The 25,771-nt window shown below is 61.2% G+C and carries 23 protein-coding genes; 16 read left to right on the plus strand and 7 right to left on the minus strand.

The window, feature by feature from the left end:
• Positions 1–130 precede the first annotated feature (130 nt).
• Both EDE09_RS04365 and putA read right to left on the minus strand, forming a co-directional pair.
• Positions 131–2,377 (minus strand): TonB-dependent hemoglobin/transferrin/lactoferrin family receptor, encoded by a 2,247-nt coding sequence (locus tag EDE09_RS04365; RefSeq protein WP_132409113.1) that lies wholly within the window; start codon positions 2,375–2,377, stop codon positions 131–133.
• Positions 2,378–2,824: 447 nt separating this feature from the next.
• On the minus strand, positions 2,825–5,947 hold the full coding sequence (putA, locus tag EDE09_RS04370) for a bifunctional proline dehydrogenase/L-glutamate gamma-semialdehyde dehydrogenase PutA (RefSeq protein ID WP_132409115.1): 3,123 nt from the start codon (positions 5,945–5,947) through the stop codon (positions 2,825–2,827).
• 111 nt (positions 5,948–6,058) lie between these two features.
• On the opposite strand from putA, the gene EDE09_RS04375 reads away from it, so the two are divergent.
• From EDE09_RS04375 to EDE09_RS04385, 3 genes are all read left to right on the plus strand, one after another.
• Positions 6,059–6,520, plus strand: a complete 462-nt coding sequence (locus EDE09_RS04375) for an Lrp/AsnC ligand binding domain-containing protein (RefSeq protein ID WP_105374043.1) — start codon at positions 6,059–6,061, stop codon at positions 6,518–6,520.
• Positions 6,521–6,703: 183 nt separating this feature from the next.
• Positions 6,704–7,402: a LuxR C-terminal-related transcriptional regulator gene (locus EDE09_RS04380; RefSeq protein ID WP_162712440.1), complete on the plus strand. Its 699-nt coding sequence runs from the start codon at positions 6,704–6,706 to the stop codon at positions 7,400–7,402.
• Positions 7,403–7,439: 37 nt separating this feature from the next.
• The gene (locus EDE09_RS04385; RefSeq protein WP_105374041.1) at positions 7,440–7,910 is read left to right on the plus strand and encodes a PAS domain-containing protein; all 471 of its coding nucleotides are present in this window, start codon (positions 7,440–7,442) and stop codon (positions 7,908–7,910) included.
• A 13-nt stretch (positions 7,911–7,923) separates the two neighbouring features.
• On the opposite strand, the gene EDE09_RS04390 is transcribed toward EDE09_RS04385, so the two are convergent.
• The 4 genes from EDE09_RS04390 to EDE09_RS04405 all read right to left on the minus strand — a co-directional run bounded on the left by EDE09_RS04390 (position 7,924) and on the right by EDE09_RS04405 (position 11,706).
• Positions 7,924–8,805, minus strand: a complete 882-nt coding sequence (locus tag EDE09_RS04390) for a bifunctional helix-turn-helix transcriptional regulator/GNAT family N-acetyltransferase (protein WP_132409117.1) — start codon at positions 8,803–8,805, stop codon at positions 7,924–7,926.
• 40 nt (positions 8,806–8,845) lie between these two features.
• Positions 8,846–9,994 carry a DUF2333 family protein gene (locus EDE09_RS04395; RefSeq protein WP_132409119.1) on the minus strand — a complete coding sequence of 383 codons (1,149 nt, stop codon included), beginning with the start codon at positions 9,992–9,994 and terminating at the stop codon, positions 8,846–8,848.
• An 86-nt stretch (positions 9,995–10,080) separates the two neighbouring features.
• The gene (locus EDE09_RS04400) at positions 10,081–11,016 is read right to left on the minus strand and encodes a hypothetical protein (protein WP_132409121.1); all 936 of its coding nucleotides are present in this window, start codon (positions 11,014–11,016) and stop codon (positions 10,081–10,083) included.
• Positions 11,017–11,124: 108 nt separating this feature from the next.
• On the minus strand, positions 11,125–11,706 hold the full coding sequence (locus EDE09_RS04405; RefSeq protein ID WP_112800471.1) for a thymidine kinase: 582 nt from the start codon (positions 11,704–11,706) through the stop codon (positions 11,125–11,127).
• A 199-nt stretch (positions 11,707–11,905) separates the two neighbouring features.
• On the opposite strand from EDE09_RS04405, the gene EDE09_RS04410 reads away from it, so the two are divergent.
• The 7 genes from EDE09_RS04410 (at position 11,906) to EDE09_RS04440 (ending at position 19,766) form a co-directional block, all read left to right on the plus strand.
• Positions 11,906–12,859: a choline ABC transporter substrate-binding protein gene (locus EDE09_RS04410; protein WP_112800377.1), complete on the plus strand. Its 954-nt coding sequence runs from the start codon at positions 11,906–11,908 to the stop codon at positions 12,857–12,859.
• A 73-nt stretch (positions 12,860–12,932) separates the two neighbouring features.
• Positions 12,933–13,793 carry a choline ABC transporter permease subunit gene (choW, locus tag EDE09_RS04415; protein ID WP_105374036.1) on the plus strand — a complete coding sequence of 287 codons (861 nt, stop codon included), beginning with the start codon at positions 12,933–12,935 and terminating at the stop codon, positions 13,791–13,793.
• 23 nt (positions 13,794–13,816) lie between these two features.
• Entirely contained in the window at positions 13,817–14,884 is a 1,068-nt protein-coding gene (gene choV, locus EDE09_RS04420; RefSeq protein WP_132409325.1) for a choline ABC transporter ATP-binding protein, read from the plus strand.
• A 102-nt stretch (positions 14,885–14,986) separates the two neighbouring features.
• On the plus strand, positions 14,987–15,766 hold the full coding sequence (locus EDE09_RS04425; protein ID WP_132409123.1) for a pyridoxamine 5'-phosphate oxidase family protein: 780 nt from the start codon (positions 14,987–14,989) through the stop codon (positions 15,764–15,766).
• Between the two features lie 122 nt (positions 15,767–15,888).
• Positions 15,889–16,209, plus strand: coding sequence for a metalloregulator ArsR/SmtB family transcription factor (locus EDE09_RS04430; protein WP_105374035.1), 321 nt, complete (start codon positions 15,889–15,891; stop codon positions 16,207–16,209).
• Positions 16,210–16,440: 231 nt separating this feature from the next.
• Positions 16,441–17,769, plus strand: a complete 1,329-nt coding sequence (locus EDE09_RS04435; RefSeq protein ID WP_105374062.1) for an aspartate aminotransferase family protein — start codon at positions 16,441–16,443, stop codon at positions 17,767–17,769.
• 275 nt (positions 17,770–18,044) lie between these two features.
• On the plus strand, positions 18,045–19,766 hold the full coding sequence (locus EDE09_RS04440; RefSeq protein WP_132409125.1) for an ABC transporter ATP-binding protein: 1,722 nt from the start codon (positions 18,045–18,047) through the stop codon (positions 19,764–19,766).
• 52 nt (positions 19,767–19,818) lie between these two features.
• Here EDE09_RS04440 and EDE09_RS04445 read toward each other — a convergent pair whose 3' ends face one another.
• A complete protein-coding gene (locus EDE09_RS04445; RefSeq protein ID WP_245505075.1) occupies positions 19,819–20,658 on the minus strand; it encodes an alpha/beta hydrolase in 840 nt (279 codons plus the stop codon).
• A 282-nt stretch (positions 20,659–20,940) separates the two neighbouring features.
• Here EDE09_RS04445 and EDE09_RS04450 point away from each other — a divergent pair, with 282 nt between their 5' ends.
• From EDE09_RS04450 to EDE09_RS04475, 6 genes are all read left to right on the plus strand, one after another.
• A complete protein-coding gene (locus EDE09_RS04450; RefSeq protein ID WP_132409129.1) occupies positions 20,941–21,381 on the plus strand; it encodes a MarR family transcriptional regulator in 441 nt (146 codons plus the stop codon).
• A gap of 274 nt (positions 21,382–21,655) precedes the next feature.
• Positions 21,656–22,762, plus strand: a complete 1,107-nt coding sequence (locus EDE09_RS04455; protein ID WP_132409131.1) for a branched-chain amino acid ABC transporter substrate-binding protein — start codon at positions 21,656–21,658, stop codon at positions 22,760–22,762.
• Positions 22,763–22,833: 71 nt separating this feature from the next.
• Positions 22,834–23,343 carry an AAA family ATPase gene (locus EDE09_RS04460; RefSeq protein WP_132409133.1) on the plus strand — a complete coding sequence of 170 codons (510 nt, stop codon included), beginning with the start codon at positions 22,834–22,836 and terminating at the stop codon, positions 23,341–23,343.
• 90 nt (positions 23,344–23,433) lie between these two features.
• On the plus strand, positions 23,434–25,131 hold the full coding sequence (gene ade, locus EDE09_RS04465) for an adenine deaminase (protein WP_132409135.1): 1,698 nt from the start codon (positions 23,434–23,436) through the stop codon (positions 25,129–25,131).
• Positions 25,132–25,206: 75 nt separating this feature from the next.
• Positions 25,207–25,452 (plus strand): DUF4160 domain-containing protein, encoded by a 246-nt coding sequence (locus EDE09_RS04470; RefSeq protein ID WP_132409137.1) that lies wholly within the window; start codon positions 25,207–25,209, stop codon positions 25,450–25,452.
• Entirely contained in the window at positions 25,433–25,678 is a 246-nt protein-coding gene (locus EDE09_RS04475) for a DUF2442 domain-containing protein (protein WP_132409139.1), read from the plus strand. The genes EDE09_RS04470 and EDE09_RS04475 overlap by 20 nt, the downstream gene beginning before the upstream one ends.
• Positions 25,679–25,771: the final 93 nt, after the last annotated feature.

Here is a 25,771-nt window from a genome sequence, read left to right on the forward strand (position 1 = left end):
CGTCCGCTCCCTTATGAATAGCCAAGGAAAGGTAGTGAGGGAATGGGAGCAATGGCCTGTGTCGAGGTGAGAAAAGGGAGCGGTACGAGTGCTCGCACCGCCCCCGAGGCGCCCCCGCCCTGTGTTGCGGTCAGAACCGCTGCGTCAGCGAGATCTTAAACGTCCGGCCGGGCTCGGAATAGAATTCGCGGGCTTGGGCGGAGCCGTTCTGCCTTACGGTTGAATAGTCGTAGTACGTCCGATCAAATACGTTATAAATTCCGGCGTTTATCCTCAGCCCCTTGACCTGCTCGGGCTCCCACCACGCGGTCAGATCCGCGATGGCATAGCCCGGCGTCCTGAAATACGTTCCGCCTTTGCCATCATCGGCGCGCGACGATTGAACACCGATCACATCGACCCCGACACCCCATGCTTCGGTATCGTAGCCAACGCTTGCGACGGCCTTCAAAGGCGGAACCGAACGCAGGAACGTATGATTTTCGAGATCGTTTCCGCGAGCCGCCGCAAGGCCGCCGCCAATTCTGAACCCATTGTCGAAATACTTATGGAAGCTCGCCTCGATCCCGAATATCTCGGCGGTGGCAATGTTCTGAAAACCTGTAACGCCGAACGGGAAATCAGCTGGGTTATAGCCTGCTGCAATCGTTTCAGCCGCAGTGAAGCTGCGTGTGTCGATGAAGTTCCTGTAACGGTTGTAGAATAGGTTGATGCGACCGCCCAACCTTTCGTCGCCCAGATTTGCGCCGACTTCGAACCCGTGACTGGTTTCCGATTCCAGATTTGGATTGCCGAGGCGCAAGTAGGTCCCAGGTCCCCCGAACACGCTATAGAGCTCTCCGGCCGTCGGAGCGCGAAAGCCCATTGCCCACTGCGCGAAGAGTTCGACATCCTTGTTCACCTCGTAGCCGAGGCGCAGCTTCGGAGACAGCGCCCAGTCCTCGAAGCCGTCCGGCAGTGCGGGGTTGCTGGCGTTGTTGTCATACGCGGAAGTCATCTTCGGCGCATGGCGAACCCAGTCGAAGCGTATCCCGGGTGTCAGGGTGAAAGCGGAATTTTCCAAACCGATCTCGTCGTCGAGATAGAAGCCGATACGGCTCGTCTCGACCTTCGGTGTGTCGGCCTGGTTGGTGTGCAGGTTGGCGCAGGCAGAGAAGCCCGGCGGATAAACTCCGGGAGATATCTCCGGCGGGCAATTGTCGTAACCGGAGGAATATTGTTCCGAGGTGATGCGCGCCAGATCGAAACCGAAGGTGAGCCGATGGCTGAGAGCACCCGCATCGATATTCTTTTCCAGCGCGCCGACCAGGCCGAAGCTATCTTGTTCATAGTCATTGCGTCGGCCGATCGGTCCGGTCACCGAGGTTGAGCGGATTCCGTCATAGCCGTCGACGGTCTTCTGGTTCATGTAATAGAGGGAGGCCCAGGCTCTGTCGATCGGGCTGTCGTCGCTCTGGGACTCGTACTTGTAATCGAGCGAAATGCGGTCGCGGTCCGCGTCCTTGATCGTCGTGTAATTGCCGGCCCGGTAGTTCCCCGTTGCCGTCTGCATGGTGCGCTGGTCGGTCTCGCGGTCCCGGCGGAAGCGCTCTGCGGTTAGCCCGAAGGTATGCCCTCCGTCGAATTCGTGTCGCAGTTTGAAGAGCAGGTTATATTGATCATAGTCCGACGGATTGGCTTCCGTGCGTGCCGTGCTTAACGCGTCGACATCGCCATTTGTCTTCCGCTCCTGTCCCTTCTTATATCCGCCCTGGAAAAGGATTGAGCTGTTTTCGATTTTCTTCGCGATGCCGAGCGAGCCGAAGCCGCTACTGTCGGCGCTGTCATAGCCGGTGCGTGCTATACCGCCCCAATCTCGCCCCTCGCTGATGAGGTCTTCCGGCTCCAGCGTCCTGAGGCCAAGGACACCGCCAAGCGCGCCCGGACCGGCTCGACTGGAATCGGCGCCGCGGACGACATCGACCCCCGAAAGCGAACCGAAATCGAAAGCATCGACGCCGCCGGTCGCGCTACGCGTAACGTCGTCGATGAACGGCGTCGGGATGCCGTCCACCGTCGTCAGCACGCGGTTTCCTTCAAGACCGCGGATGTTGATGGCGCCGGTCGTGCGATTGAAATTTACTCCCGGTTCCACCACCCGGCCAATATCCTCAACGTTGGTGATCTGCTTGTTTTCTATCTGCTCCCGCGTGGTTTGGGTCGCCAGAGGCGTGTCCGCCACGCCCCCCGGTTGCGCAACTCTTTTGCCCTTGAGCGTAATCGGCCGCAGCGTGGTGTCCGACCGCGCGGCCTCTTGCGCCGCAGCGCTCGGCCCGAGGGAAAACACAGCAAGTGCGGTGCAAGTAAGCAGGATCGATTGCGTCTGCCGGCGTGTCATGACAGTCCTTTCACACAGGCGCATCGACCCTCGGCGCGCAATAGCGCACCGGTTGCGGTGACCCGTTTTAAATCTGGCTAAAATGTGGCGGGAGGCAGAATATTGCCTTAATCATGCCATTAGAAAACATGAGTAACTTTGTCAATTATTAAAATATGACTCGTTCAATCATATTTTTGGAGGCATCAGCAAGTTGCAGAAAAGCAACAATACCCCGCGGCCTCGCGAGCGGTCATCATCGGCACCGAAATGGGCCGCGGCGTCGAGAACGCCCCATCAATACAGCCCATCCACCAAGCCTTGATTGTCCCCGCAGTGACGCTCGGTTAGGCCGCATCACGTCGAAGGCCCGGGTCGACAAGGAAGGAAAAGATTTAAGCCATCAACGGTAAGGAACCCGGGTTCCCGGGGTCCTTTGATCGATGGAAGCCGGCAAGCGGTCTTGCCTCACCCTTCGCCGATTGCGATCAGGCTCGCGTTCCCGCCAGCCGCCGCAGTGTTGACCGAAATCACCTGCTCCTCCGCAAACCGCATCAGATAAGCCGGCCCGCCTGCCTTGAAGCCCGTGCCGGAAAGCCCCGAACCGCCGAACGGCTGGGTACCGACCACGGCGCCGATCATGTTGCGGTTGACATAGACATTGCCGACGTCGAGCGCTTCGGTCACCTTGCGGATCGTCGCCTCGATGCGGCTGTGCACGCCGAGGGTGAGGCCGTAACCGGTGGCATCGATCGCCGCCAGAACCTTGTCCAGATCCTTGGCCTTCCAGCGCACCACATGCAGGACCGGCCCGAATACCTCCCTGGTGAGCGCCGCGGCGCTATCGAGTTCGATGATATGGGGCGCAAAGAAATTGCCGGTTGCCGGCGCCTTGCCCGCATAGCGCACCTTCTGCTTCGCCTTCATGGCCGTCACATGATCAGCCAGCATCTGCCGCTGGCTCTCGTCGATGATCGGGCCGACATCCGTATTCACCTTGATGGGATCGCCGATGTTGAGTTCGGCCGCCGCCCCTTCGATCATCTTCAGCATGCCGTCGGCGACATCCTCCTGCAGGAAAAGCAGCCTGAGCGCCGAGCAGCGCTGCCCGGCAGACCGGAAGGCCGACATCACCACGTCGTCCGCCACCTGTTCGGAAAGCGCCGTCGCATCGACGATCATCGCATTGATGCCGCCGGTCTCGGCAATCAGCGGTACGATCGGCCCGTCCTTGGCGGCGAGCGCCCGGTTGATCGCATGAGCCGTTTTGGTGGAGCCGGTGAAGGCGATGCCGGCGAGTTTTGGATGCGCGGTGATCGCGGAACCGACATCCGGTCCGCCCGGCACCAGCGCCAGCGCTTCTGCCGGCACGCCGGCCCGATGCAAGAGCTTCACCGCCTCATGAGCGATCAGCGGCGTCTGCGGCGCAGGTTTTGCGACCACCGTATTGCCGGCAACAAGCGCCGCGGAAATCTGCCCGAGGAAGATCGCCAGCGGGAAATTCCAGGGCGAGATGCAGCCGAAAACCCCGCGGCCGCGCCAGAGGTGGCGGTTGTCCTCGCCGGTCGGTCCCGGCATCGGTGTCGCAGCACCGAAAAGCTCGCGGCCCTTGTCGGCATAATAGCGGCAGAAATCCACCGCCTCGCGGATTTCCGCCATCCCGTCGTCCAGCGTCTTGCCGGCCTCGGCGGCAAGCAGTGCCAGCAGCCGGTCGCGGTTCTCTTCCAGGAGGCCGGCTGCACGTTCCAGGCAGGCGGCGCGGATTTCCACCGGCTGCCGCGACCAGGCCCGGAACGCCTTGCCGGCAGCCGCGAAGGCGGCATCCACATCGGCTGGCGTCGCATCCTTGACGGTGCCGACGATCGTCGCACGATCGGACGGCGAGCGCACCGGCTTCTCCTCGGCCTTGGAGGTGACGCCTGCGACCAGCGGCGCGGCTTTCACCTCGCCCCACGGTCTGGAAACGCTCGCCATCAGCCGCTCGAGATTCTCCCGATGGCCGAATTCGAGACCGGCGCTGTTCTTGCGCCGGCCGTAGATATCGGATGGCAGCGGGATCTGCTTGTGGCGCGCGCTGATGCCGTTGTCGAGGCCGAGCCGCACCGCCGGGCGCTCCAGGAGCTTTTCGACCGGCACCTGCTTGTCGCCGGCCACCGCCACGAAGGAGGAATTGGCGCCATTCTCCAGAAGCCGGCGGACGAGATAGGCAAGCAGGTCCCGGTAACCGCCGACCGGCGCATAGATGCGGCAGGCGATCCGGTCATTGCTTTCCAGGAGGTCGTCGTAGAGCGCCTCACCCATGCCGTGCAGCCGCTGGAATTCGAAACCGGAGCGTTCCGGCCCCGCAAGCTCCAGAATAGTCGAGACGGTCAGCGCATTATGGGTCGCAAACTGCGGGAAGATCCGCGCCCGCTTGGAAAGCAGTTGCTGCGCGCAGGCGAGATAGGCAAGGTCCGTCGCCGGTTTGCGCGTCCAGACCGGATAGTCCTCGAGCCCCCGCTCCTGTGCGCGTTTCACCTCGGTATCCCAATAGGCGCCCTTGACGAGCCGCACCATCATCCGGCGGTTATGCGTCGTGCAGAGCTGGTCGATATAGTCGATCACCGCCGGAGCCCGTTTCTGGTAGGCCTGGATCGCGAGCCCGAACCCGTCCCAGCCGGCAAGCGAGGAATCGGAGAAGACCGCGGCGATCACGTCGAGCGAAAGTTCCAGCCGGTCGGCTTCCTCCGCATCCACCGTAAAGTTGAGCTGGTGCTGCTTGGCCATGCGCGCCAGGTCGAGGAGATCAGGAACGAGTTCCTTCATCACCCGATCGCGATGGGTCGCAAGATAGCGCGGATGCAGCGCCGAAAGCTTGACCGAAATTCCCATCCGGTCGGGAAGTTGCTTGGCCTTGCCGTGCCTAGCCATATGGGCGCCGATTGACTGGATCGCGTCGGCATAGGAGCGGAAATAGCGTTTCGCATCCTCCGCCGTTCGGGCACCTTCGCCCAGCATATCGAAGGAGTGCCTATATCCCTTTTCCTCGCTCTTGGCGGCGCGAGACAGTGCGTCCTTCATCGTCTCCCCGAGCACGAAGTGATGGCCGAGGAACCGCATCGCCTGTTTCGTGGCACTGCGCACCGTCGGCAGCCCGACGCGCTTCACGAGACCGCGCAGGATGCCTTCCGGCGTCTCGCCGGGCCCGATCACGCGCGCCGAGACGGCAAGCGCCCAGGCGGAAGCGGAGACGAACCAGCTTTCGCCGGAAGCCTCATGGGTGCTCCAGCCGCCCTCGCGCAGCTTGTCCTCGATCAGCCGGTCCTGGGTCAGGGCATCGGGCACCCGCAGCAGCGCTTCGGCAAGCACCATCAGCGCCAGCCCTTCCCGCGTCGAAAGCCCGTATTCGCGCAAAAAATCCTCGACGCCTCCGACCTTGCCCGATCCGTCGCGGATCGCGTTGATCATGCGGCGAGCCCGTTGATCGATCGCCGCATCCTGTGCGGGCGTAAAGGTCGTGCGGGCAGCGAATTGCCGGACCAGCCGGTCGTCGTCCCCGGCATAGGGCGCGGTAAAGGGAATGAAGGGTTCGGCGAGGATCTGCTGGTTCATGGAATATCTCCGTTTCATTCTCCACATAGCCGGAATTCTCTGGTGATTTCCGCGGATTTTTGAAATAGTGACGGCATGTTCAAGCGCATTTCACTGGATTAGTAGCGAAACATGAGGGAACTCGATCGCCTCGACCGCAAAATCCTCCGCGCACTTCAGAAAGAGGGGCGTCTGAGCAACATAGAACTTGCCGATCGCGTCAGCCTTTCGCCGACCGCAACGGCCGAACGCGTCAAGCGGCTCACCCGCGAAGGTTATATCCTCGGATATAGCGCGCAATTGTCTCCGGAAAAGCTCGGCCGCAATCTGCTGGTCTTCGTGCAGGTCAAGCTCGACCGGACGACGCCCGACGTTTTCGACGCCTTCGCAGCCGCCGTCAAACGCAGTGACGACGTCATGGAGTGCCACATGGTGGCCGGCGGCTTCGACTATCTGGTGAAGGCCCGCGTCGCCGGAATGGAAGCCTATCGGCAGTTTTTATCGGAGGTGATTCTGCCTTTGCCTGGGGTGCGGGAGACCCACACCTATGCGGTCATGGAGGAAATTAAGAGCGCCGGTCACCTGCCGGTTTGAAAAAACCTTCCTCTTTCAGTTTGGAAATGACAAAGAAACTGATTGACTATCGCAAATATCGGGAATAACTGCCCGGACTATGAATTTTCACTAGCTATTCAAGTCACTTCGTATATCTCTTACCGATAACATAAATCCTTATCAGCTTTGCCCAGCATGATCACCCTTCAACGGCAGTCAATCTTGAACAGCGAGATTTCCGCTGCCGATTCGCAGGGTGAAATTTTTGCGGCGTTGAAGCGAACCGCCCGGGAATTCGGTTTTCTGCACGTCACCTTGTTTGCTGCCACCTCGCCGGATGAGGTATTGATGTCGCGGATGATCGTCGAGACGACGCTTCCCGCTGCCTATGTCCAGGAATTCGACCGCCGCCGCCTCCTGCGGCTCTGCCCCGTCGCACCGATCATCAACAACTCGGTCCTGCCGATCTGCTGGTCTCTCGACGATCCGGAGACCGTCCGGGGATTTGCAATCCCTGCAACGATGCAGGAGCTGCAGCGCCGCTACGATCTCGTCACCAGCGTCGCGATGGCGCTGAACTCAATCGATGGCGACCGTTTTATGCTGCGGTTCGACGGCGTCCGTCAGCAACTGAGTCAGGCTGAACTCAATGAGATGGGCATGGTGGTGCTGCATGCCTTCGATGTCTTCGACAAAATTCGACGCGGCATCAAGGCGGTAGCGGTCGGGCCGCTGACCACCCGGGAGTTGGAGGTCGTTCGCTGGACCGCTCAGGGCAAGACGTCGGCCGAGATCGGTCGGATCCTTTCGTTGTCCGATCACACCATCAACGCCTACATGAACAATGCCATCAAGAAACTGGATTGCGTCAACCGCACCCAGTTGGTAGCAAAGGCGTTGAGGCTAAGACTCATAGTGTAGCGCGGGAGCTGTCGCCCGGCCTCTTAGGAGGAAGAGATTGCCGTTTTGGGTTCAACACGCCGAAAAACGCGTCAATACTCAATATCAGCAGGTGGGGCTTTCGTCTGACGAGGTAGTGGAGCTTTCGGCTTCATTTCGCCTCTACGGTTTTTGGCGCATTGAACTGGACTCCGGCCTTTTTTTCGCAACCGAGGACGTTTGCCGCATCTTCGGCATGGAGCCCCAGGAAGGTCCCATCAATCTCATGGCCGTTACCGCCCGCATCCATCCCGAAGACATGCCGAGATTGATGGAAACCTTCGAGCGTGCCAGCGCCGAAAGGCTCACCTACCACAACATCTATCGGGTCAGGACAGATGCCGAGGACTACAAATATGTCCGTTCGGTCGGCAAGTTTCGCGACAAAGCCGGCAGCGCCGGAGAAGTCGTCGGCCTCACCTACGAGTTCTTCGCCCAACGTCCCGGCGTAACCTTTTTCCTCAACGACATGCCCGGCGATCAGGCCTGACGCGCATGATTGCCTATAGCTGTTTTTCGAACCAGTGATGGGCATAAGGTTCCGAGTTGAAAGCCGCGACTTCCCGGTAGCCTTCGCTGCGATAGAGCGCCTGTGCTTCCACCAGAACGCGATTGGTTTCGAGGCGAAGCGCGCGAAGCCCGATTTCCAGCGCCTTGGCCTCCAGGACATGCAGGATGCGTCGTGAAATTCCGAGCCCGCGCGCATCGGGTGCCGTCCACATCCGCTTGATTTCGCCGATGGAGCGACCGGCCACTTTCAAAGCTCCGCATCCGACGGGCTCTCCATCGAGTTCCGCCAGAACGAAGTGGCCTGCAGGCGGCGTCATTTCGGCGGCCGTGGCGGAATTGCTTCTGGATGGATCAAAACCCACGTCGAAGCGCCGGGACAACTCTTCGAAATAGCGCGAGAGGCAAACCTGGGCGTTGGGGCTGTCGGCCGCCCGGAAATGAACTTCGACGGAGCCTGCCCGCAGCAGCCGTTCCACTTCCGACATGGCCGCAACAAGCCGGCCGCGCTGCCTTGTACTGAGAGGCTTCAGGAACGACTCCGCAAGCTCATCCGAAAGCATGTCGTAAGTCGCATGTTCGGCGCGTCCCTCGGGTGTCAGCACGACGCGCCGCCGCCGGCGATCGGCGGCGTTGTGACCGGTCTCGACAAGCCCCTGTCCTTCAAGCGAACGCAGAAGTCGACTGACATATCCGGAATCCAGCTTCAGGCGCTCCCGAAGCCTGCGTATGTCGATACCGTCCGCGCCGATCTCGTGAATGAGACGCGCCTCGCCCAACGGCCGGCCACGTTTCAGATAACTGTCCTCGAGCGCGCCGACATGCTGGGTGACGGTACGATTGAAGCGGCGGACCTGCGCAATATGCTCCTTCTCCATTCCCTGACTTTAGTCAGATATTCAGGCGCCGCAAGAGTTTCTATCGATCGAGCACCGAACGGACTTCCACCAGGTTGGACCGGACCATCAGCGTGTGGAAACCCATCACGGCGAGATGGCTCGGCATGATCAGGCCGTCTTCGCTGCCGTTCGAGACGATTGCCGGCTGGACGCGCAGGGCGGAGCGAAACCTGGCAAGCGTTTCGGCCCACAGGGGGCCGAGATTGCGTTCGCGGATGACCTGGGAAAAATCGGCGCCGGCGCCTGAAAGCACTGCATAATAACCGTAGAGCTGGCCGTATGCGAACCAGAAGCGGTCGTCGGCCCGCGTGTCGAACCAGCCGGCGCTGTTGTTTTCCGACCGCTCGCGGAGGATCGCCGCCGTGCCGCCCAGGTCATTGGCGATGCGGTCGACGAACTGGATGAGGTTGTCGGCGCGCGTGTCGAACGTGGCATTGCAGGAGGTCAGGTCGGCATTGAAGGCCCTGAGCTTTTCGGTTGCCGTGCGATAATAGGCGGGCGACGGGGTTTTGAAGCCGAAGGGGTCGAGGCCGAAATACCACGAATACTCGTCGAACTGCAGGTTTCCGCGCGCGTCCTGCAGGTTGCTGTTGATCCCGGACGTCCCGCGGACGCGGCCGAGCGTATCGACGAGCTCCGCCGAGGTGCGCCGGACCGCCTGATGGACGCCCCGCTGGAACGACGCCTTGTTGTCGAGGAAGGGCGTATGATCCCAGTCGATGCCGAAGAAGCCGAGCCGGTAGAGCAGCATCGACGAAATCCAGGCGTTCTGGTTGACATTCATGTCGATCAGATCGGCCGAAGCGTCGACAAGGGCGGAGGACTGGCATTGACGCGCCGCGGAGGTCGTGGTGGCGGCTGCGTCGCCGGGGCGCGCCTCAGCCGGCAGTTCTTGACCGGCCGGCACGGTGCGCTCGGACCAGCGATAGCTCTCCACGAAATTCGGATTGAACCCGCTCCAGACCTGCGTCTGCCAGATGAAATAGCCATAGAGACCGACAAGGAGCACCAGAAGTGCCAGAATTGGCCCCTTCACCATCCAGTGACGTCGACCATACCAGCCGTGCGCGGCCATGAAGGGCCAGACCAGCCAGGCGACCAGAAGTCCGATGCCTCTTCCGACGGCTTGGCCGATCCGTTGAAAGAAGGCGGTAATTCGGTCGAGCATCGCTGTCTCCTGTCAGGCGGGGGCGCATCCGAGTGAGCTGCCTCACACATATGTGTTCCAGACGGCGATCACAACGGGGCGCGACTTCATGACCGGGCCGGCTTGAGGCCGAAAGGAGGCCAGCGCATACCCGCCGCCTGGTGTGCCTCGACTGCGGTCTCGGCGGCGGCTTCCGCAGGAAATCGCTCCGCAAACGCTTGATCGGCAAGGTTGCGGCGGCGGTCGAGGCCGTGGACGGTCAGCATTCCGTCTGAAAAACGCTTCATCTGACTTGCGAGATTTGGAAAGGCGTCCGGTTTCAAGTTTTCGTCGCCGTGTCGCCGGACCGCGTTGAACACGATCTGATAAAGGATGAGCAAGTCTTCCGTGTCGGCGCCAAGCTTGTGCAGCAGGACATTGCAGGCGGCGGCGGATGTGTTCAGCCCGTTGACGAAAGTCTGGAAGATCTCCACGCAATGTTCGGTCCGCCGGGTTGCCTCGACGGCTGTCATTGCCTCCCCGTCCTCTCCACGAAGCTTTTCGATGATCTCCGTCCGGTGATCGACAAATGTCACCAGGTCGTTTTCGCTTTCCCTGCGCCGGGAAAGCAGCAAGTCGCGCTCGCTTTCTACCAGCCCCGCCAGCATGTCGGCTCGCCGCAGAAGTTCGCCGAGCTGGGTAAGCGGCGTCCGGCTTTCCCAGCGCCGCCGCTGGCGCCGCAGCATTGCTGCCCCGGAAACGAAGCCGATCGCCCTTTCCAGACGCGTCGGCAATTCGCGATTGTCAAATTGCGTCTTGCGGATGCTGATCGCCGCCGCCTGTTTCGCCACAAGCCGCGCAAGGGCGGTCTCGGCTGCCTGGCGCTCCGGCGCCTCGCGCCTCAGACGGTCGGCTTCGTCTTCAAGTTCGGCGTCGTCGGGCAACCTGCCCTCCCGCGCAACCTTGTCCAGCATCGCCGCCAGAGGTTGCTGCGCCTCGCGCAAGATCCTGAAAATCTCGGCTATCCGCTCGATCTCGCCGTCGAAAACCTGCTTTGCCGCCACGCCATCTCTCCCGCCGTCTTCCGATAGAATAGCGGCGACAGGCAAATTATGCCACTCGATAGGAACGCCGCTGTTGCCTGCCCTTTGCAGTTCGGGCTCTACCTGGCCTTACTCGCAACGCATCTGGTTTTCCCAGTGCCGACGGCAGAGCGAAACGTATTTCTCGTTTCCTCCGACTTCCACCTGTGCCCCTTCCCGCACCAGCTTCCCTTCCTGGTCGAGCCGGACGACCATGGTGGCCTTGCGGCCGCAGAAGCAGATGGTGCGCACCTCGCGCAATTCGTCGGCGATGGCGAGAAGCTCGAGCGAGCCAGGAAAAAGCTTGCCCTGGAAATCGGTCCTCAATCCATAGGCCATCACCGGAATGCCGATCCGGTCGCAGACGCGGGCGAGCTGCCAGACCTGCTCGGCGGTCAGGAACTGCGCCTCGTCGACGAAGACGCAGGCGATCGGCTCCTCGCCATGCATGGTCTCGATCACCCCGAAGAGATCGTCCAGGTCGCTGAAGGGAATCGCATCTGCGGACAGACCAATCCGCGAGGCAACCCTCCCCGTCCCCGCCCGGTCGTCCAGCGCGGCGATGAAGATCGCGGTCCGCATCCCGCGTTCCCGATAATTGTAGGAGGCCTGCAAGAGCATGGTCGACTTGCCGGCATTCATCGTTGCATAGTGGAAATAGAGCTTGGCCATAACCTGCTTCTGATCGCGATCTGCCTCCATGAAAAGCGGCCAACGACGATAATCACAGAAAAACTGCGGCGCAAAGGAAGGATCAGAGTTTGCAAAAAATGTCGCAAATGCACCCTGCCTTCCGCCGCGAATGCACGCGCTTGCCTCATCTCAGGAGATATTGATAATGGCGGGAACACGAAAAACAGGGGAACAACTCATGCGCACCACCACCTCGCTGAAGACTATGTTAGCAGCTGCCGCCTCCATGCTGGTGCTTGCGACGGGCGTTTCTGCCGCGGAACCGGAAGCGTGCGGCACGGTCCGATTTTCTGATGTCGGCTGGACCGACATAACAGCCACGACGGCGACCGCGACCGTGCTTTTGAAGGCGCTGGGTTACGAAACGGACGTCAAGGTTCTCTCCGTGCCGGTCACCTACAGCTCGCTGAAGAACAAGGACATCGATGTTTTCCTCGGCAACTGGATGCCGACCCAGGAAGCCGACGTGCGGCCCTATCTCAACGATAAGTCGGTGGAATCCTTCGGGCCGAACCTCGTCGGCGCCAAATACACGCTTGCGACCAATGCCAAGGGCGCCGAACTCGGCATCAAGGATTTCAAGGATATCGCCAAACAGAAGGATGCGCTGGACGGGAAGATCTACGGCATCGAGCCGGGCAACGACGGCAATCGACTGATCCTCGACATGGTCGAGAAGAACACGTTCGGCCTTAAAGGTTTCGAAGTGGTGGAATCCTCCGAACAGGGCATGCTCGCCCAGGTGGCCCGCGCCGAAAAGGCCGGCGATCCGGTCGTCTTCCTCGGCTGGGAACCGCATCCGATGAACGCCAATTTCAAGCTGACTTACCTGACGGGCGGCGACGACGTCTTCGGACCGAATTTCGGCGGCGCCGAGGTCTTCACCAATGTCCGCGCCGGCTTCACCGAAGAGTGCTCAAATGTCGGTGCCTTCATCAAGAATCTGAAGTTCTCGCTGCCCATGGAAAACGAGATCATGGGAAGCATCCTCAACGACGGCGACGAGCCGGAAGCCGCGGCGACCAAATGGCTGAAGGCGAACGGTGCGGCGGTCGAACCCTGGCTTGCCGGCGTCACCACCAAGGACGGCAAGCCGGGCATGGCGGCAGTCAAGTCAGAGCTCGGCCTCTGACCTTTGAACGGGCCGGCAAGCCGGCCCGTCTGCCATTCATCGAAAATTTTCTCCGGATCAGGCAGGCTTCAACGTGAATTGGCTTCCCGAATGGCTCGTGGATTCCGGCGGCAAGGTGCGCCTCGGCAATTGGGCGAAGGATTTCGTCGATTGGCTCACCGCCAACGCCGATTGGTTTTTTGACTTTTTATCGGATGTGCTCTCGGCAGTCATCGATGCGATGCTGTTCGTGCTGCAATGGCCGAACGCTTATGCCTTGATCGCTCTCTTCACGGCGCTTGCCTGGTGGCTGCGCCGTTCGGTCGGCGTCACGCTTTTCACCTGTCTTGGGTTGCTCGTCATCTACAACCAGGGCTATTGGAAGGAAACGACCGAGACGCTGGCGCTGGTGCTCGCTTCGACCGCGGTCAGCATGGCGGTCGGCATACCGCTCGGCATCGCTGCCGCCCGCCGGGCCTGGGTCTATGAAGTGATGCGGCCGATCCTCGACCTGATGCAGACGATCCCCACCTTCGTTTATCTGATCCCGGCCCTGATCCTCTTCGGCCTCGGCATGGTCCCCGGTCTGATCGCCACGGTCATATTCGCCATCCCGGCGCCGATCCGGCTCACCCGCCTCGGCATCGTGTCGACCCCTGATGCGCTCACCGAAGCCGCCGTCGCCTTCGGTGCGACACCGGGCCAGGTGCTGCGCAAGGTCGAGCTCCCCTTTGCAATGCCGCAAATCATGGCCGGCCTCACCCAGACGATCATGCTGTCCTTGTCGATGGTGGTGATCGCCGCATTGGTGGGCGCGAACGGCCTCGGCGTACCGGTGGTCCGCGCGCTCAATACCGTCAATATCGCCCGCGGCTTCGAAGCCGGCCTCTGCATCGTCATCCTGGCGATCATCCTCGACCGAATATTCCGCAGCTCGACGGGAGACGGCGCATGACCGAGATGACAGCCCAACCGGCAATGCATTCCGATGCTCCGAATGACTGCGTCGTCTTCGATCGGGTCGACATCATTTTCGGCGACAACCCGGAGCGGGCGCTGACGATGGTCGACCAGGGCAAGAGCCGCGACGAGATCAGCGCTGCGACCGGCATCGTGCTCGGCGTCGCCGATGCCTCGTTGACCATCCACGAAGGCGAGATCCTCGTGCTCATGGGCCTGTCCGGCTCCGGCAAATCGACGCTGCTGCGCGCCGTCAACGGCCTCGCCCCGGTGGTGCGCGGCGGCGTGAAGGTCGCAACGCCTTCAGGCCCCGTCGATCCCTACAAGGCAAGCCCCAAGGTGCTGCGGGACTTGCGCATGCACACGGTCTCCATGGTCTTCCAGCAATTCGGCCTTCTGCCCTGGCGCACCGTCTCGGAAAATGTCGGCTTCGGCCTCGAACTGGCCGGCGTTGCGGAGGCCGAGCGCAAGAAGCAGGTCGACGAACAGCTGGAACTAGTCAACTTGACCAAATGGGCCGACCGCAAGGTCGGCGAACTTTCCGGCGGCATGCAGCAGCGTGTCGGTCTTGCCCGCGCCTTTGCGACCGGCGCGCCGATCCTCCTGATGGACGAGCCTTTTTCCGCCCTCGATCCGCTGATCCGCACCCGCCTTCAGGACGAGCTTCTGGAGTTCCAGCGGCGGCTCAAGAAGACCATCCTCTTCGTCAGCCATGATCTCGACGAGGCCTTCCGCATCGGCAACCGCATCGCCATCATGGAAGGCGGCCGCATCATCCAGTGCGGCACGCCGCAGGAAATCGTCCGCGCGCCGGCAGACCAGTATGTGGCGGATTTCGTCCAGCACATGAACCCGATCAGCATGCTGACGGCGAATGACGTGATGCGTGTGGGCGTCAGCGCGCCGGCCGGCTCCGGCGGCGTCTCTGCGACCGCCCGTTCGGACACACCGCTGGTCGATATCCTCGATGCGCTTTCCCGCCAGCCGGGAACGATCGGCGTCGTCGACAATGGCACTGTCATCGGCACGATATCCGCAGACGATGTGATTGCCGGCCTCACTCGCCACCGCCGCCGGAGCGCCTGAGAGAGAAAGCGGAGCTAAAAACTCCGCTTTCCTGGCCGGGCCACTGGTGGTATCACCTGCTGGCTTCGCCGGTCTGCCCGCGAGGAGGACAAGGTGGACGAAATGGCTGACAATTCCTCGTCGGAAAAACCTGCAACAGACGGCCCTGCAAGAGACCGGCCGCAGGTTCTGCGTGAAACGGACGAGGACGCTCGCCGCCTCGCGCGGACGTTGGTGCGCGGAGCACGCTTCATGGCGCTCGCCGTTCTCGATCCGGAAACCGGCTTTCCCTCCGTCAGCCGGACGTTGACCGGCACCGATGTCGATGGCACGCCCGTGATTCTCGTCTCGGGCCTCTCCGGCCACACCAGGGGGCTGGTGGCCGATCCCCGTTGTTCGCTGCTCGCAGGCGAGCCCGGCAAGGGCGACCCGCTCGCCCATCCGCGGATCACGCTGCAATGCCTGGCCGAAAGCGTTGCCCGCGACACGCCTGACCACACCCGCATCCGAAGCCGTTTTCTCGACCGGCATCCGAAAGCTGCCCTCTATGCGGATTTTCCCGATTTCCGCTTTTTTCGAATCACGCCGCAGGCCGCGTCGCTCAATGGCGGCTTCGGCCGTGCATACATGCTGCCGGGATTCGATTTGCTGATTCCCTCGCCGGGAATCACGTCGGACTGGCTCGAACTCCAGAAAGATTTAGGAAACATGACGGAGACCGCCGAGAAATTTGCGGCGAATCTCGGAGCGGCAGAGAGCCACAATTGGCGCTTCGCTGGGGTGGACCGCGCCGGAATCAACCTCATTTCGGGCGATTTGCAACTCAGGCACGAATTTGAACGCTTGGTAGACTCACCACAGGCAGTACTTGATTATATTTTTGCCACATCTAAAGTACAATGATCGGTTACCTGAAATTTAGGGATATACAATCCCTTTTGCTCGTTGTTAATTTTTGCCCTAGGGACGAGGGGCGATTATTTTTTGGGCGGGAAGCCGCTTTAGATCGAGGGGAATTGTAGCTGATGGATACGATGGCGCTATCTGAGCACTCCACCGCCGCGGCAGGCTTGTTGTCTGCCATGGCCAATCCGAAGCGGCTGATGATCCTGTGCTGCCTGGTCAAAGGCGAGGTCGCGGTCGGCGCGCTCGCTTCCCAGGTCGGGCTCAGCCAGTCGGCGCTGTCTCAACATCTTTCCAAGCTGCGTGCGCAGAAATTGGTGAAGACCCGCCGCGACGCGCAGACGATTTATTATTCCAGCTCGTCGGAATCGGTGATCAAGGTTCTTGAGACCCTGGAGGACATCTACTGCGTGCCGGCCCAGAAGACGTCGGCAGCCGCGTGAGCTTGACAGCGCAGACATGACGTCTCGCTGCTTGCGGCCCAGCCTGCGGCATGCATCGCCGGAGGCTGGGCTTTCCAGTCTGTGGCTTTCATCCATTCCCTTCTCGCTGCTCCGCCGAATGCGGTTGACGGCTCCGCTTGCCCTGATAATTTGACCATGCAGTCAAAACTTGGCGCTGAGCCGCCGACCGGGAATGGCCACCTGACGATCCGAATGGCCATGGAGAGCCGCATGTCCAACCGCCTGAATACCACGCCCAATGACCTCAGGGCGTTTTGGATGCCGTTTACGGCAAACCGCCAGTTCAAGAAGGAACCCCGTCTTTTCGTGAGTGCCAAGGATATGCACTACACGACCCATGACGGCCGCCAGGTGCTCGATGCGACCGCCGGCCTCTGGTGCGTCAATGCCGGCCACTGCCGCCCGAAGATCACCGAGGCGATCCGCGAACAGGCAGGTGAGCTGGACTATGCACCGGCCTTCCAGCTCGGCCATCCGAAGGCTTTCGAGCTTGCCAACCGCCTGGTCGACATTGCCCCGGAGGGCATCAATCACGTTCTCTACACGAATTCCGGTTCAGAATCGGTCGACACGGCGCTGAAGGTTGCGCTCGCCTATCATCGCGCCAAGGGCAACGGCTCGCGCTTTCGCCTGATCGGTCGCGAGCGCGGTTATCACGGCGTCAATTTCGGCGGCATTTCCGTCGGCGGTATTGTCGCCAACCGCAAGATGTTCGGCACGCTTCTGACCGGCGTCGACCACATGCCGCACACCCACCTTCCGGCCAAGAACGCTTTCACCCGCGGTGAGCCGGAGCATGGCGGCGATCTGGCGACCGAACTCGAGCGCATTGTTACGCTTCACGACGCCTCGACCATCGCGGCCGTCATCGTCGAACCTGTCGCAGGCTCCACCGGCGTGCTGATCCCGCCGAAGGGCTACCTCCAGAAACTTCGCGACATCTGTACCAAGCACGGTATCCTCCTGATCTTCGATGAAGTCATCACCGGTTTCGGTCGCATGGGCGCCCCGTTCGCGGCTCAATATTACGGCGTCACGCCCGATATCATCACCACCGCCAAAGGCCTGACCAACGGCGTCATCCCGATGGGCGCGGTGCTGGTGACTTCGGAAATCCACGACACATTCATGAACGGCCCGGAACACCTGATCGAGTTCTTCCACGGCTACACCTATTCGGGCAATCCGATCGCGTCGGCCGCAGGCCTTGCCACGCTTGAGACCTACAAGGAAGAAGGCCTCTTCGACCGCGCCCGCGACATCGCGCCTTATTGGGAAGAGGCGCTGCATTCGCTGAAGGACGTTCCGAACGTCATCGATATCCGCAATATCGGGCTGATCGGCGCGATCGAACTCGATCCGATCGCAGGCGAACCCACCAAACGCGCCTTCTCCGCCTTCCTGAAAGCTTATGAGGACGGCCTGCTGATCCGTACCACGGGCGACACCATCGCCATGTCGCCGCCGCTGATCGTCGAAAAACACCACATCGACGAAATCGTCGGCAAGCTGAGAGATATTCTGACGACCGGCGTCTGAGGTTTCGGATCGCAGTATTTCCCGGACCTTCGTCCCCGTTCCCGTCAAGGACATGCCGACCGGCGTCCGGGACCGGGGACGGAACGTCCAGATCGGCCGGACCCGGTAGACATCGCCGCCATACGGCACTATAAGCACTAAGACGACCTTTGAAGGAGGCTCAGAAGATGAGGCAGATCGGCACTTTTCAACGCTGAATGGCGGTGCCGGATCAGGGCTGTCGTTTAGTCCGTCCTCTTCGAATTTTGAGCCTTTCGCCCCTGGAGGGGGCCTTCATGCTTCGTCGTTTCTTTTCCTATTATGCGCCTTACAAGAGGCTGTTTCTGCTCGATTTCGGCTGTGCGGTTTTTGCCGGCCTGCTCGAACTCGGCTTCCCGATCGCCGTCAAGCTCTTCGTTGACCAACTCTTGCCCGGTCGCGACTGGACACTGATCGTTGCCGTCGGCGTGGGCCTACTCGCCGTCTACGCCCTGAACACCGGCCTAATGGCCGTCGTCAACTACTGGGGCCATGCGCTCGGTATCTCGATCGAATCCGACATGCGCCGGCAGGCATTCGACCATATCCAGAAGCTGTCCTTCCGGTATTTCGACAACACCCGCACCGGCCACCTGATCACCCATGTCACGAAAGACCTGGAAGAGGTCGGCGAGATTGCCCATCACGGGCCGGAAGATCTGTTCATCGCGATCATGACCTTCATCGGCGCCTTCATCTTGATGTTCACCGTGCATTGGAAGCTGGCGCTGCTGACCACCGTGATCGTGCCGTTCATGACCTGGCTGGTCAGCCGTTACGGAGCCCGCATGACGGTCAACTGGCGCACCCTGTTCGGCAAGGTGGGAGATTTCAACACCCGGGTCCAGGAAAGCGTCGGCGGCATCCGCGTCGTCAAGGCGTTTGCCAACGAGGACTACGAAAGCCAGCTTTTTGCCCGCAACAACGAGGGCTACAGGGAAACCAAGCTCAACGCTTATGCCTATATGACGGCAAGCATTGCGCTCAGCTATCTCGGCACCCGGCTGGTGCAGCTTTCGGTAATGATCGCCGGCACCTGGTTCGTCGTGGCGGGAGAGCTTTCCTACGGCGGCTTTGTCGGCTTCCTGCTGCTCGTCAACGTCTTCTTCCACCCGATCGACAAGATCACCTCGGTGCTGGAAATGTATCCGAAGGGCTTTGCGGGCTTCCGCCGCTTCACCGATCTCATCGACACCCAGCCCGATCTCGCCGACCGGCCGGATGCGATCGCCGTCAGCACGCTTGCGGGCGACATCGTCTATCGTGATGTCAGCTTCGGTTATTCCGAAACCGCCATGGTCTTCGAGCATCTCGACCTCGAAATCGCCGCAGGGGAAACGTTCGCCTTCGTCGGTCCTTCTGGTGCCGGTAAAACGACCATCTGCTCGCTGCTGCCGCGCTTCTACGATGTCACCGCAGGCGCCATCACCATAGACGGCATCGACATCCGAGACATGACGCAGGCCTCGCTGCGGGGCCAGATCGGCATCGTCCAGCAGGACGTCTTCATGTTCGGCTCGACCATCCGCGAAAACATCGCCTATGGTCGGCTCGGCGCGAGCGACGAGGAGATCATGGAGGCGCTGCGCCGGGCATCGCTCGACGAATTCGTCCTGTCGCTGCCGCAGGGCCTAGACACGCCGACGGGCGAGCGGGGCGCAAAACTGTCGGGCGGCCAGAAGCAGCGGCTGGCGATCGCCCGCATCTTCCTCAAGAACCCGCCGATCCTCATCCTCGACGAGGCGACATCGGCGCTGGATTCGGCCACGGAACTGGCGATCCAGCACGCGCTGGCAGACCTCTCCAAGGGCCGAACCACTCTGGTCGTCGCCCACCGTCTCGCCACCATCCGCAATGCCGACCGGATCGTGGTGATGGGGGCGGACGGCATCGTCGAGCTGGGTACCCACGCGGAATTGCTGAAGGCGAACGGCGCCTATGCGAAACTCCACGAGGCCCAGTTCGGTGCAGTGGCGTGAGGGCATCCTCATCCGTTCTCCCCCTTGCGGGGAGAACGGGGCAAGCGGCGGTTCAAGCCTTGAAAAACGCCAGGAGGTCCGCGTTGATCACCTCGGCATGCGTCGTCGCCATGCCATGCGGAAGGCCTTCGTAGACCTTCAGCGTGCCGTTCTTCAAGAGCTTGATGGCAAGATGCGCGGAGTCGGCGATCGGCACGATCTGGTCGTCGTCGCCATGCATGACGAGAACCGGCACTTCGATCGTCTTGAGGTCTTCGGTAAAGTCGGTTTCCGAAAAGGCCTTGATGCAATCGTAATGGGCCTTGGCTCCGCCCATCATGCCCTGCCTCCACCAATTGCGGATCGCCCCTTCCGAGACCTGTGCACCCGGACGGTTGAAGCCGAAGAACGGCCCGGTCGGGATATCCAGGAAGAACTGCGCCCGGTTTGCGAGCAGCGCCGAGCGGAACCCGTCGAAGACTTCGATCGGCAGACCGCCCGGGTTCTTGTCGGACTTGACCATGACCGGCGGTACGGCGCCGACGAGAACAGCCTTGGCAACCCGGCCGCGGTCGCCATACTGGGCGACATAACGGGCGACTTCACCGCCGCCGGTCGAATGGCCGACATGGATGGCGTTCCTGAGATCGAGATGTTCGGCCAATTCGGCGACATCGGCCGCATAGGTATCCATCTCGTTGCCGGTCGCGGTCTGGGTCGAGCGACCGTGGCCGCGGCGGTCATGGGCGATCACCCGGCAACCCTCGTTCAGGAAGAACAGCATCTGGGCGTCCCAGTCGTCGGCGCTGAGGGGCCAGCCGTGGTGGAAGACGATCGGCTGGGCGTCCTTTGGGCCCCAGTCCTTGTAGAAGATCTCGGTGCCGTCCTTTGTGGTGATGAAACTGCTGGTCATGGTCTTCTTGTCCTCGTGGGTTGATGGTGTGGATGCCTGGGCGATCTGGATGAAGGACGGAGCCGCAGCGGCTGCGCCGACAATCAGCCCGGCCTTCATGACATTTCGACGTGTCGTCCAGATGATTGTCTCGTTCATCTCTGTCTCCAGCTTGTTATCGCGATAATTATTTTCGCGATAAGTTACTTCATAGAGAACTGAACGGAGCCTGTCCAGAAGAAATAGTTATCGCGATACATTTTTTTGTGATATCGAATTCTCTGCATCTTCCGGAGGTTTTGCATGTCCGACCAGAAACCCGTCCCCCTGGACGATCAGCTGTGTTTCTCGCTCTATGCGGCGAGCATTGCGATCAACCGCCTTTACAAACCCATGCTCGACAGGATGGGCATTACCTACCCGCAATACCTCGTTCTGAGCGCGGTTGCCGAGCAGCAGGAGATGACGATCGGTGCGATCGCAGACCGCCTTTCTCTGGAATCGAGCACGGTAACCCCTCCGGTGAAGCGGCTGGAGCAGGCGGGCCTGGTGGAGCGCCAGCGCAGCAAGGCCGACGAACGGCAGGTCCTTGTTCGGCTGACGGATGCCGGCAGCGCCCTGATCCAGGAAAGCAGGTGCCTTGGAGATACGCTTGTCAAACGTTCGGGCATGACGCCTGAGCAGTTCCAGTCGTTCAACCGGCAGGTCCAGGCATTTCTCGAGACGCTGGTCAGCAACGCATAGATCTCTGAAAAATCAGAGCCCAAGCGTCGATTTCGGCGAAATCCTTCGCCGGATCAACAAAACTCCGTGCCCTTTTGTTATCTTCTTGCGAAATCTCGGCCGAATTCCTACAGAATTGTTCGCCGACCGCCGAAAGCCAAACATGGCGCGGCCCGGCATCGACCGCATCGCCTTTCGTCATTGGCGCGAAATGTCCGAAGGACCTTCGGAGACGACGGGCACGGGTGCGGCGTTGATCGAGGGCTGTTTTGAAGCCCACCCAAGGAGAACCGAAATGAACCTCAAGACGCTTCTGGGGGCAACAGCCCTCGCCTCCCTGACATTTGCACCGCTTGCCCATGCGGAGATCGTCATCGGCCTGATCGCGCCGCTGACCGGCCCGGTGGCGGCTTACGGCGATCAGGTCAAGAACGGCGCCGAGACCGCCGTCGCCGAGATCAACAAGAAGGGCGGCATCCTCGGCGAGCAGGTCGTGCTGAAGGCCGCCGACGATGCCGGCGAACCCAAGCAAGGCGTGTCGGCCGCAAACCAGCTGGTTGGCGAAGGCATCCGCTTCGTCGTCGGCCCGGTCACGTCAGGCGTCGCCATGCCGGCCTCGGATGTGCTTGCCGAAAACGGCGTACTGATGGTCACCCCGACCGCGACCACACCGGAACTCACCAAGCGCGACCTCGCCAATGTGTTGCGCACCTGCGGCCGCGACGACCAGCAGGCCGAAGTCGCCGCCAAATACGTCCTCGACAAGTTCAAGGACAAGAAGATCGCGATCATCAACGACAAGGGCGCCTATGGCAAAGGTCTAGCCGATGCGTTCAAGGCCACCCTCAATGCGGGTGGCGTCAAGGAAGTTCTCGATGACGCCGTCACTCCCGGCGACAAGGATTTCAGCGCGCTCACCACGCGGCTCAAATCGGAAAATGTCGAAGTGATCTATTTCGGCGGCTACCATCCCGAAGGCGGTCTGCTCGCCCGCCAGCTCGCCGATCTCGGCGTCAAGGCGACGATCATCGGCGGCGACGGCCTGTCGAACAGCGAGTTCTGGAACATTGGCACGAAGGCTGCCGCCGGCACCGTCTTCACCAATGCCTCGGATGCAACGAAGAGCCCCGATTCAAAGGCCGCCGCCGAAGCTCTCGCTGCCCGCAAGATTCCTGCCGAAGCCTTCACGCTGAATGCCTATGCTGCCGTCGAGGTCATCAAGGCCGGCATCGAAAAGGCCAAAAGCGCTGAGGATACGGAAGCGGTCGCCGCCGCCATCAAGTCCGGCGAGCCAATTGCGACCGCCATCGGCAAACTCACCTACGGCGAGACGGGCGACCTTACTTCACAGAGCTTCTCGCTCTTCAAGTGGGAAGACGGCAAGGTCGTCGCCGTCGAGTAACCTCGACAAGCACATTCCACGGGCGCCCCAAGGCGCCCGTGGATCTTGCGGGAAGCCCGGAGGCGGATCTGATGCTTGTGATATTTGGCGGTCTGCCGGGAACGGGCAAAAGCACCATTGCGCGGCAGCTCGCCGAACGCCTGCGCGCCTGTTATCTGCGCATCGATACCATTGAGGAGGCCATCCGCACCTCGGGAGTACTGGCTCCGGGCGCGGAGGTAGGCCCGGCCGGCTATATCACCACCTATCGGCTGGCCGCCGACAACCTTCGCATGGGCGCCTGGGTTGTGGCAGATTCCGTCAATCCGCTGAAAATCACCCGCGACGCCTTTAGAGAAGTCGCAGAACGGGCGGGTGTCGCATTCCTGGAAGTTGAGACCATCTGTTCCGACGTCGAGGAACACCGGCGCCGCGTAGAGGAACGGAGTTCCGACACCGAAGGCCATACGCCTCCGAGCTGGGAAGCCGTTCGGACACGTCGTTACGAGGCCTGGGACAGGCCCCGTCTGCAGATCGATACCGCCACGTCCCCGATTGCCCAAAGCGTCGATCGGATAATCCGGTCCCTGCCGCGTCGGTAACGGCTCCCGCAATGCCCTACCGGTTCCTTTGGCACCATTCCACTCGGCCACCGGCCCCGCTAAGATGATCCGACGGATTCGGAGGCCAGAATGACCGCTAGACTTGAAACCCTCATCGATCAGGGCACCGGCCGGCAGCCTGCCGATATCGTGCTGAAGGGCGGAAGATTCTTCGATCTCGTCACCGGAGAGCTCGTCGCCTCCGACATCGCCCTCTCGGCCGACCGCATCGTCGGCACCTGCGGCGCCTATTCCGGTGTCACCGAGATCGACATTTCCGGCAAGATCGTCGTGCCGGGTTTCATCGATACCCATCTGCACATCGAATCCTCGCTGGTGACCCCGCACGAATTCGACCGCTGCGTGCTGCCTTATGGTGTGACGACGGCGATCTGCGATCCGCATGAAATTGCCAATGTGCTCGGCACCGAAGGCATCGAGTTCTTTCTGAATTCCTCGCTCGAAACCATCATGGACATCCGCGTCCAGCTTTCCTCCTGCGTGCCTGCGACCCATCTGGAAACGGCCGGCGCCGACCTGCCGATCGAAAAGCTCCTGCCCTTCCGCAACCACCCCAAGGTCATCGGCCTTGCCGAGTTCATGAATTTCCCGGGCGTCATCCACAAGGACCCCATCTGCCTCGCCAAGCTCGAGGCCTTCTATGGCGACCATATCGACGGCCATGCGCCGCTTTTGCGTGGGCTCGATCTGAATGGCTATCTCTCGGCCGGCATCCGCACCGAACACGAGTGCACCACCGCCGAAGAGGCGCTCGAAAAGATCCGCAAGGGCATGCATATCCTGGTGCGGGAAGGATCCGTCTCCAAGGATCTCCATGCGCTGATGCCGATCATCACCGAGCGCCTGTCGCCGTTCCTGGCGCTCTGCACCGACGACCGCAATCCGCTCGACATCGCCGAACAGGGCCATCTCGACTATATGATCCGCACCGCGATTGCCGAGGGCGTCGAGCCGCTGGCGATCTACCGCGCCGCCTCGATCTCGGCTGCCCGCGCCTTTGGGCTTCGCGACCGCGGCCTCGTCGCCCCGGGCTGGCGGGCCGATCTCGTGATCATCGACAGCCTTGAAAACTGCAAGGCGGAAATGATCTTTTCCGCCGGCCGCAGGGTCACCGACGAACTTTTCGCGAGCCGCAAACCGGTTGCCCCCGTCGGCCTCGACAGCGTCAGGGCAAGGCCCGTGGAGGCCGCCCATTTCGGCGTGCCTGTCACAGAGGGCGAAACGCCCGTGATCGGTGTCATGCCCGGCAAGATCATCACCGAGCACCGCCGCTACAAGCTCCCGTCGTCCGGCAACCAGACCGTGGTCGATCTCTCCCGCGACATTATCAAGGTCGCCGTCATCGAGCGCCACGGCAAGAATGGCAACCATGCCAACGGCTTCGTCCAGGGTTTCGGCCTGAAGAAGGGCGCGATCGCCTCGACGGTCGGACACGACAGCCACAATATCTGCGTCGTCGGTGTCGACGAGGACGACATGGCGCTCGCCGTCAACCGCCTTGGCGAGATCCACGGCGGCTTCGTCGTGGTCGAGGACGGCAAGGTCACCGGCGAGATCGCTCTTCCCGTCGCCGGCCTGATGAGCCTTGAGCCCTACGAAATCGTCCGCGATACCCTCCACCACCTGCGCCATGCCGCCTACGCGCTTGGCACGACGCTGCAGGAACCCTTTCTGCAGGTCGCTTTCCTGCCGCTCCCGGTCATCCCCCACCTGAAGATTTCCGACAAGGGCATGGTGGATGTGGATCGGTTCGCACTGATCGGGTGAGATCGAAAGCCAGGCGTTGGTGACAGCAACCATTGCAAATTGTTCTGTCCTCAAAGAACATTGAAAGAGGACCTAATGCCCATCGTCTTCCGTTCTGGCGCGCTAAAATTCTATTTTTATTCCAACGAAGGCGACCCGCGTGAGCCTGTGCATATGCATGTCCGAGGCGGCGGCGCCAATGCAAAGATTTGGTTGGAGCCGACTATCGGAGTGGCGGAAAGCGACGGCTTCAACAGCCGTGACCTGTCTGCTATTATCCGGCTCGTCATCGACAATCGTTCTCTGATCAAGCGGGCATGGCATGAGCATTTCGGCAACTGAGGTGAAATTCGACGACGACACAATGTGGGTCTCGCTCAACGACGGCCGCACATTGGGCGTACCGCTTGCCTGGTTCCCCCGTCTGCTTCTTGCGAAGCCGGCCGATCGCGAGAAATTCAAACTGAGCCCGGGTGGCATTCACTGGGATGATCTCGACGAGGACATCTCCATCGCCGGCCTTCTGGAAGGACGCGGCGACAGGACGGTGAAACGTCCTGCCGCATAAATCCTGTCAGGATCGTCGGTGAGCAAGCTGTGACGGCGATGGGCCTGCTGCAATTCTGCCGGGGCCTGAGGTACGGCCCTACTCGGGCCATCC

The sequence above is a fragment of the Neorhizobium sp. S3-V5DH genome, from assembly GCF_004343065.1.
In the GTDB taxonomy this organism is placed as follows: domain Bacteria; phylum Pseudomonadota; class Alphaproteobacteria; order Rhizobiales; family Rhizobiaceae; genus Neorhizobium; species Neorhizobium huautlense.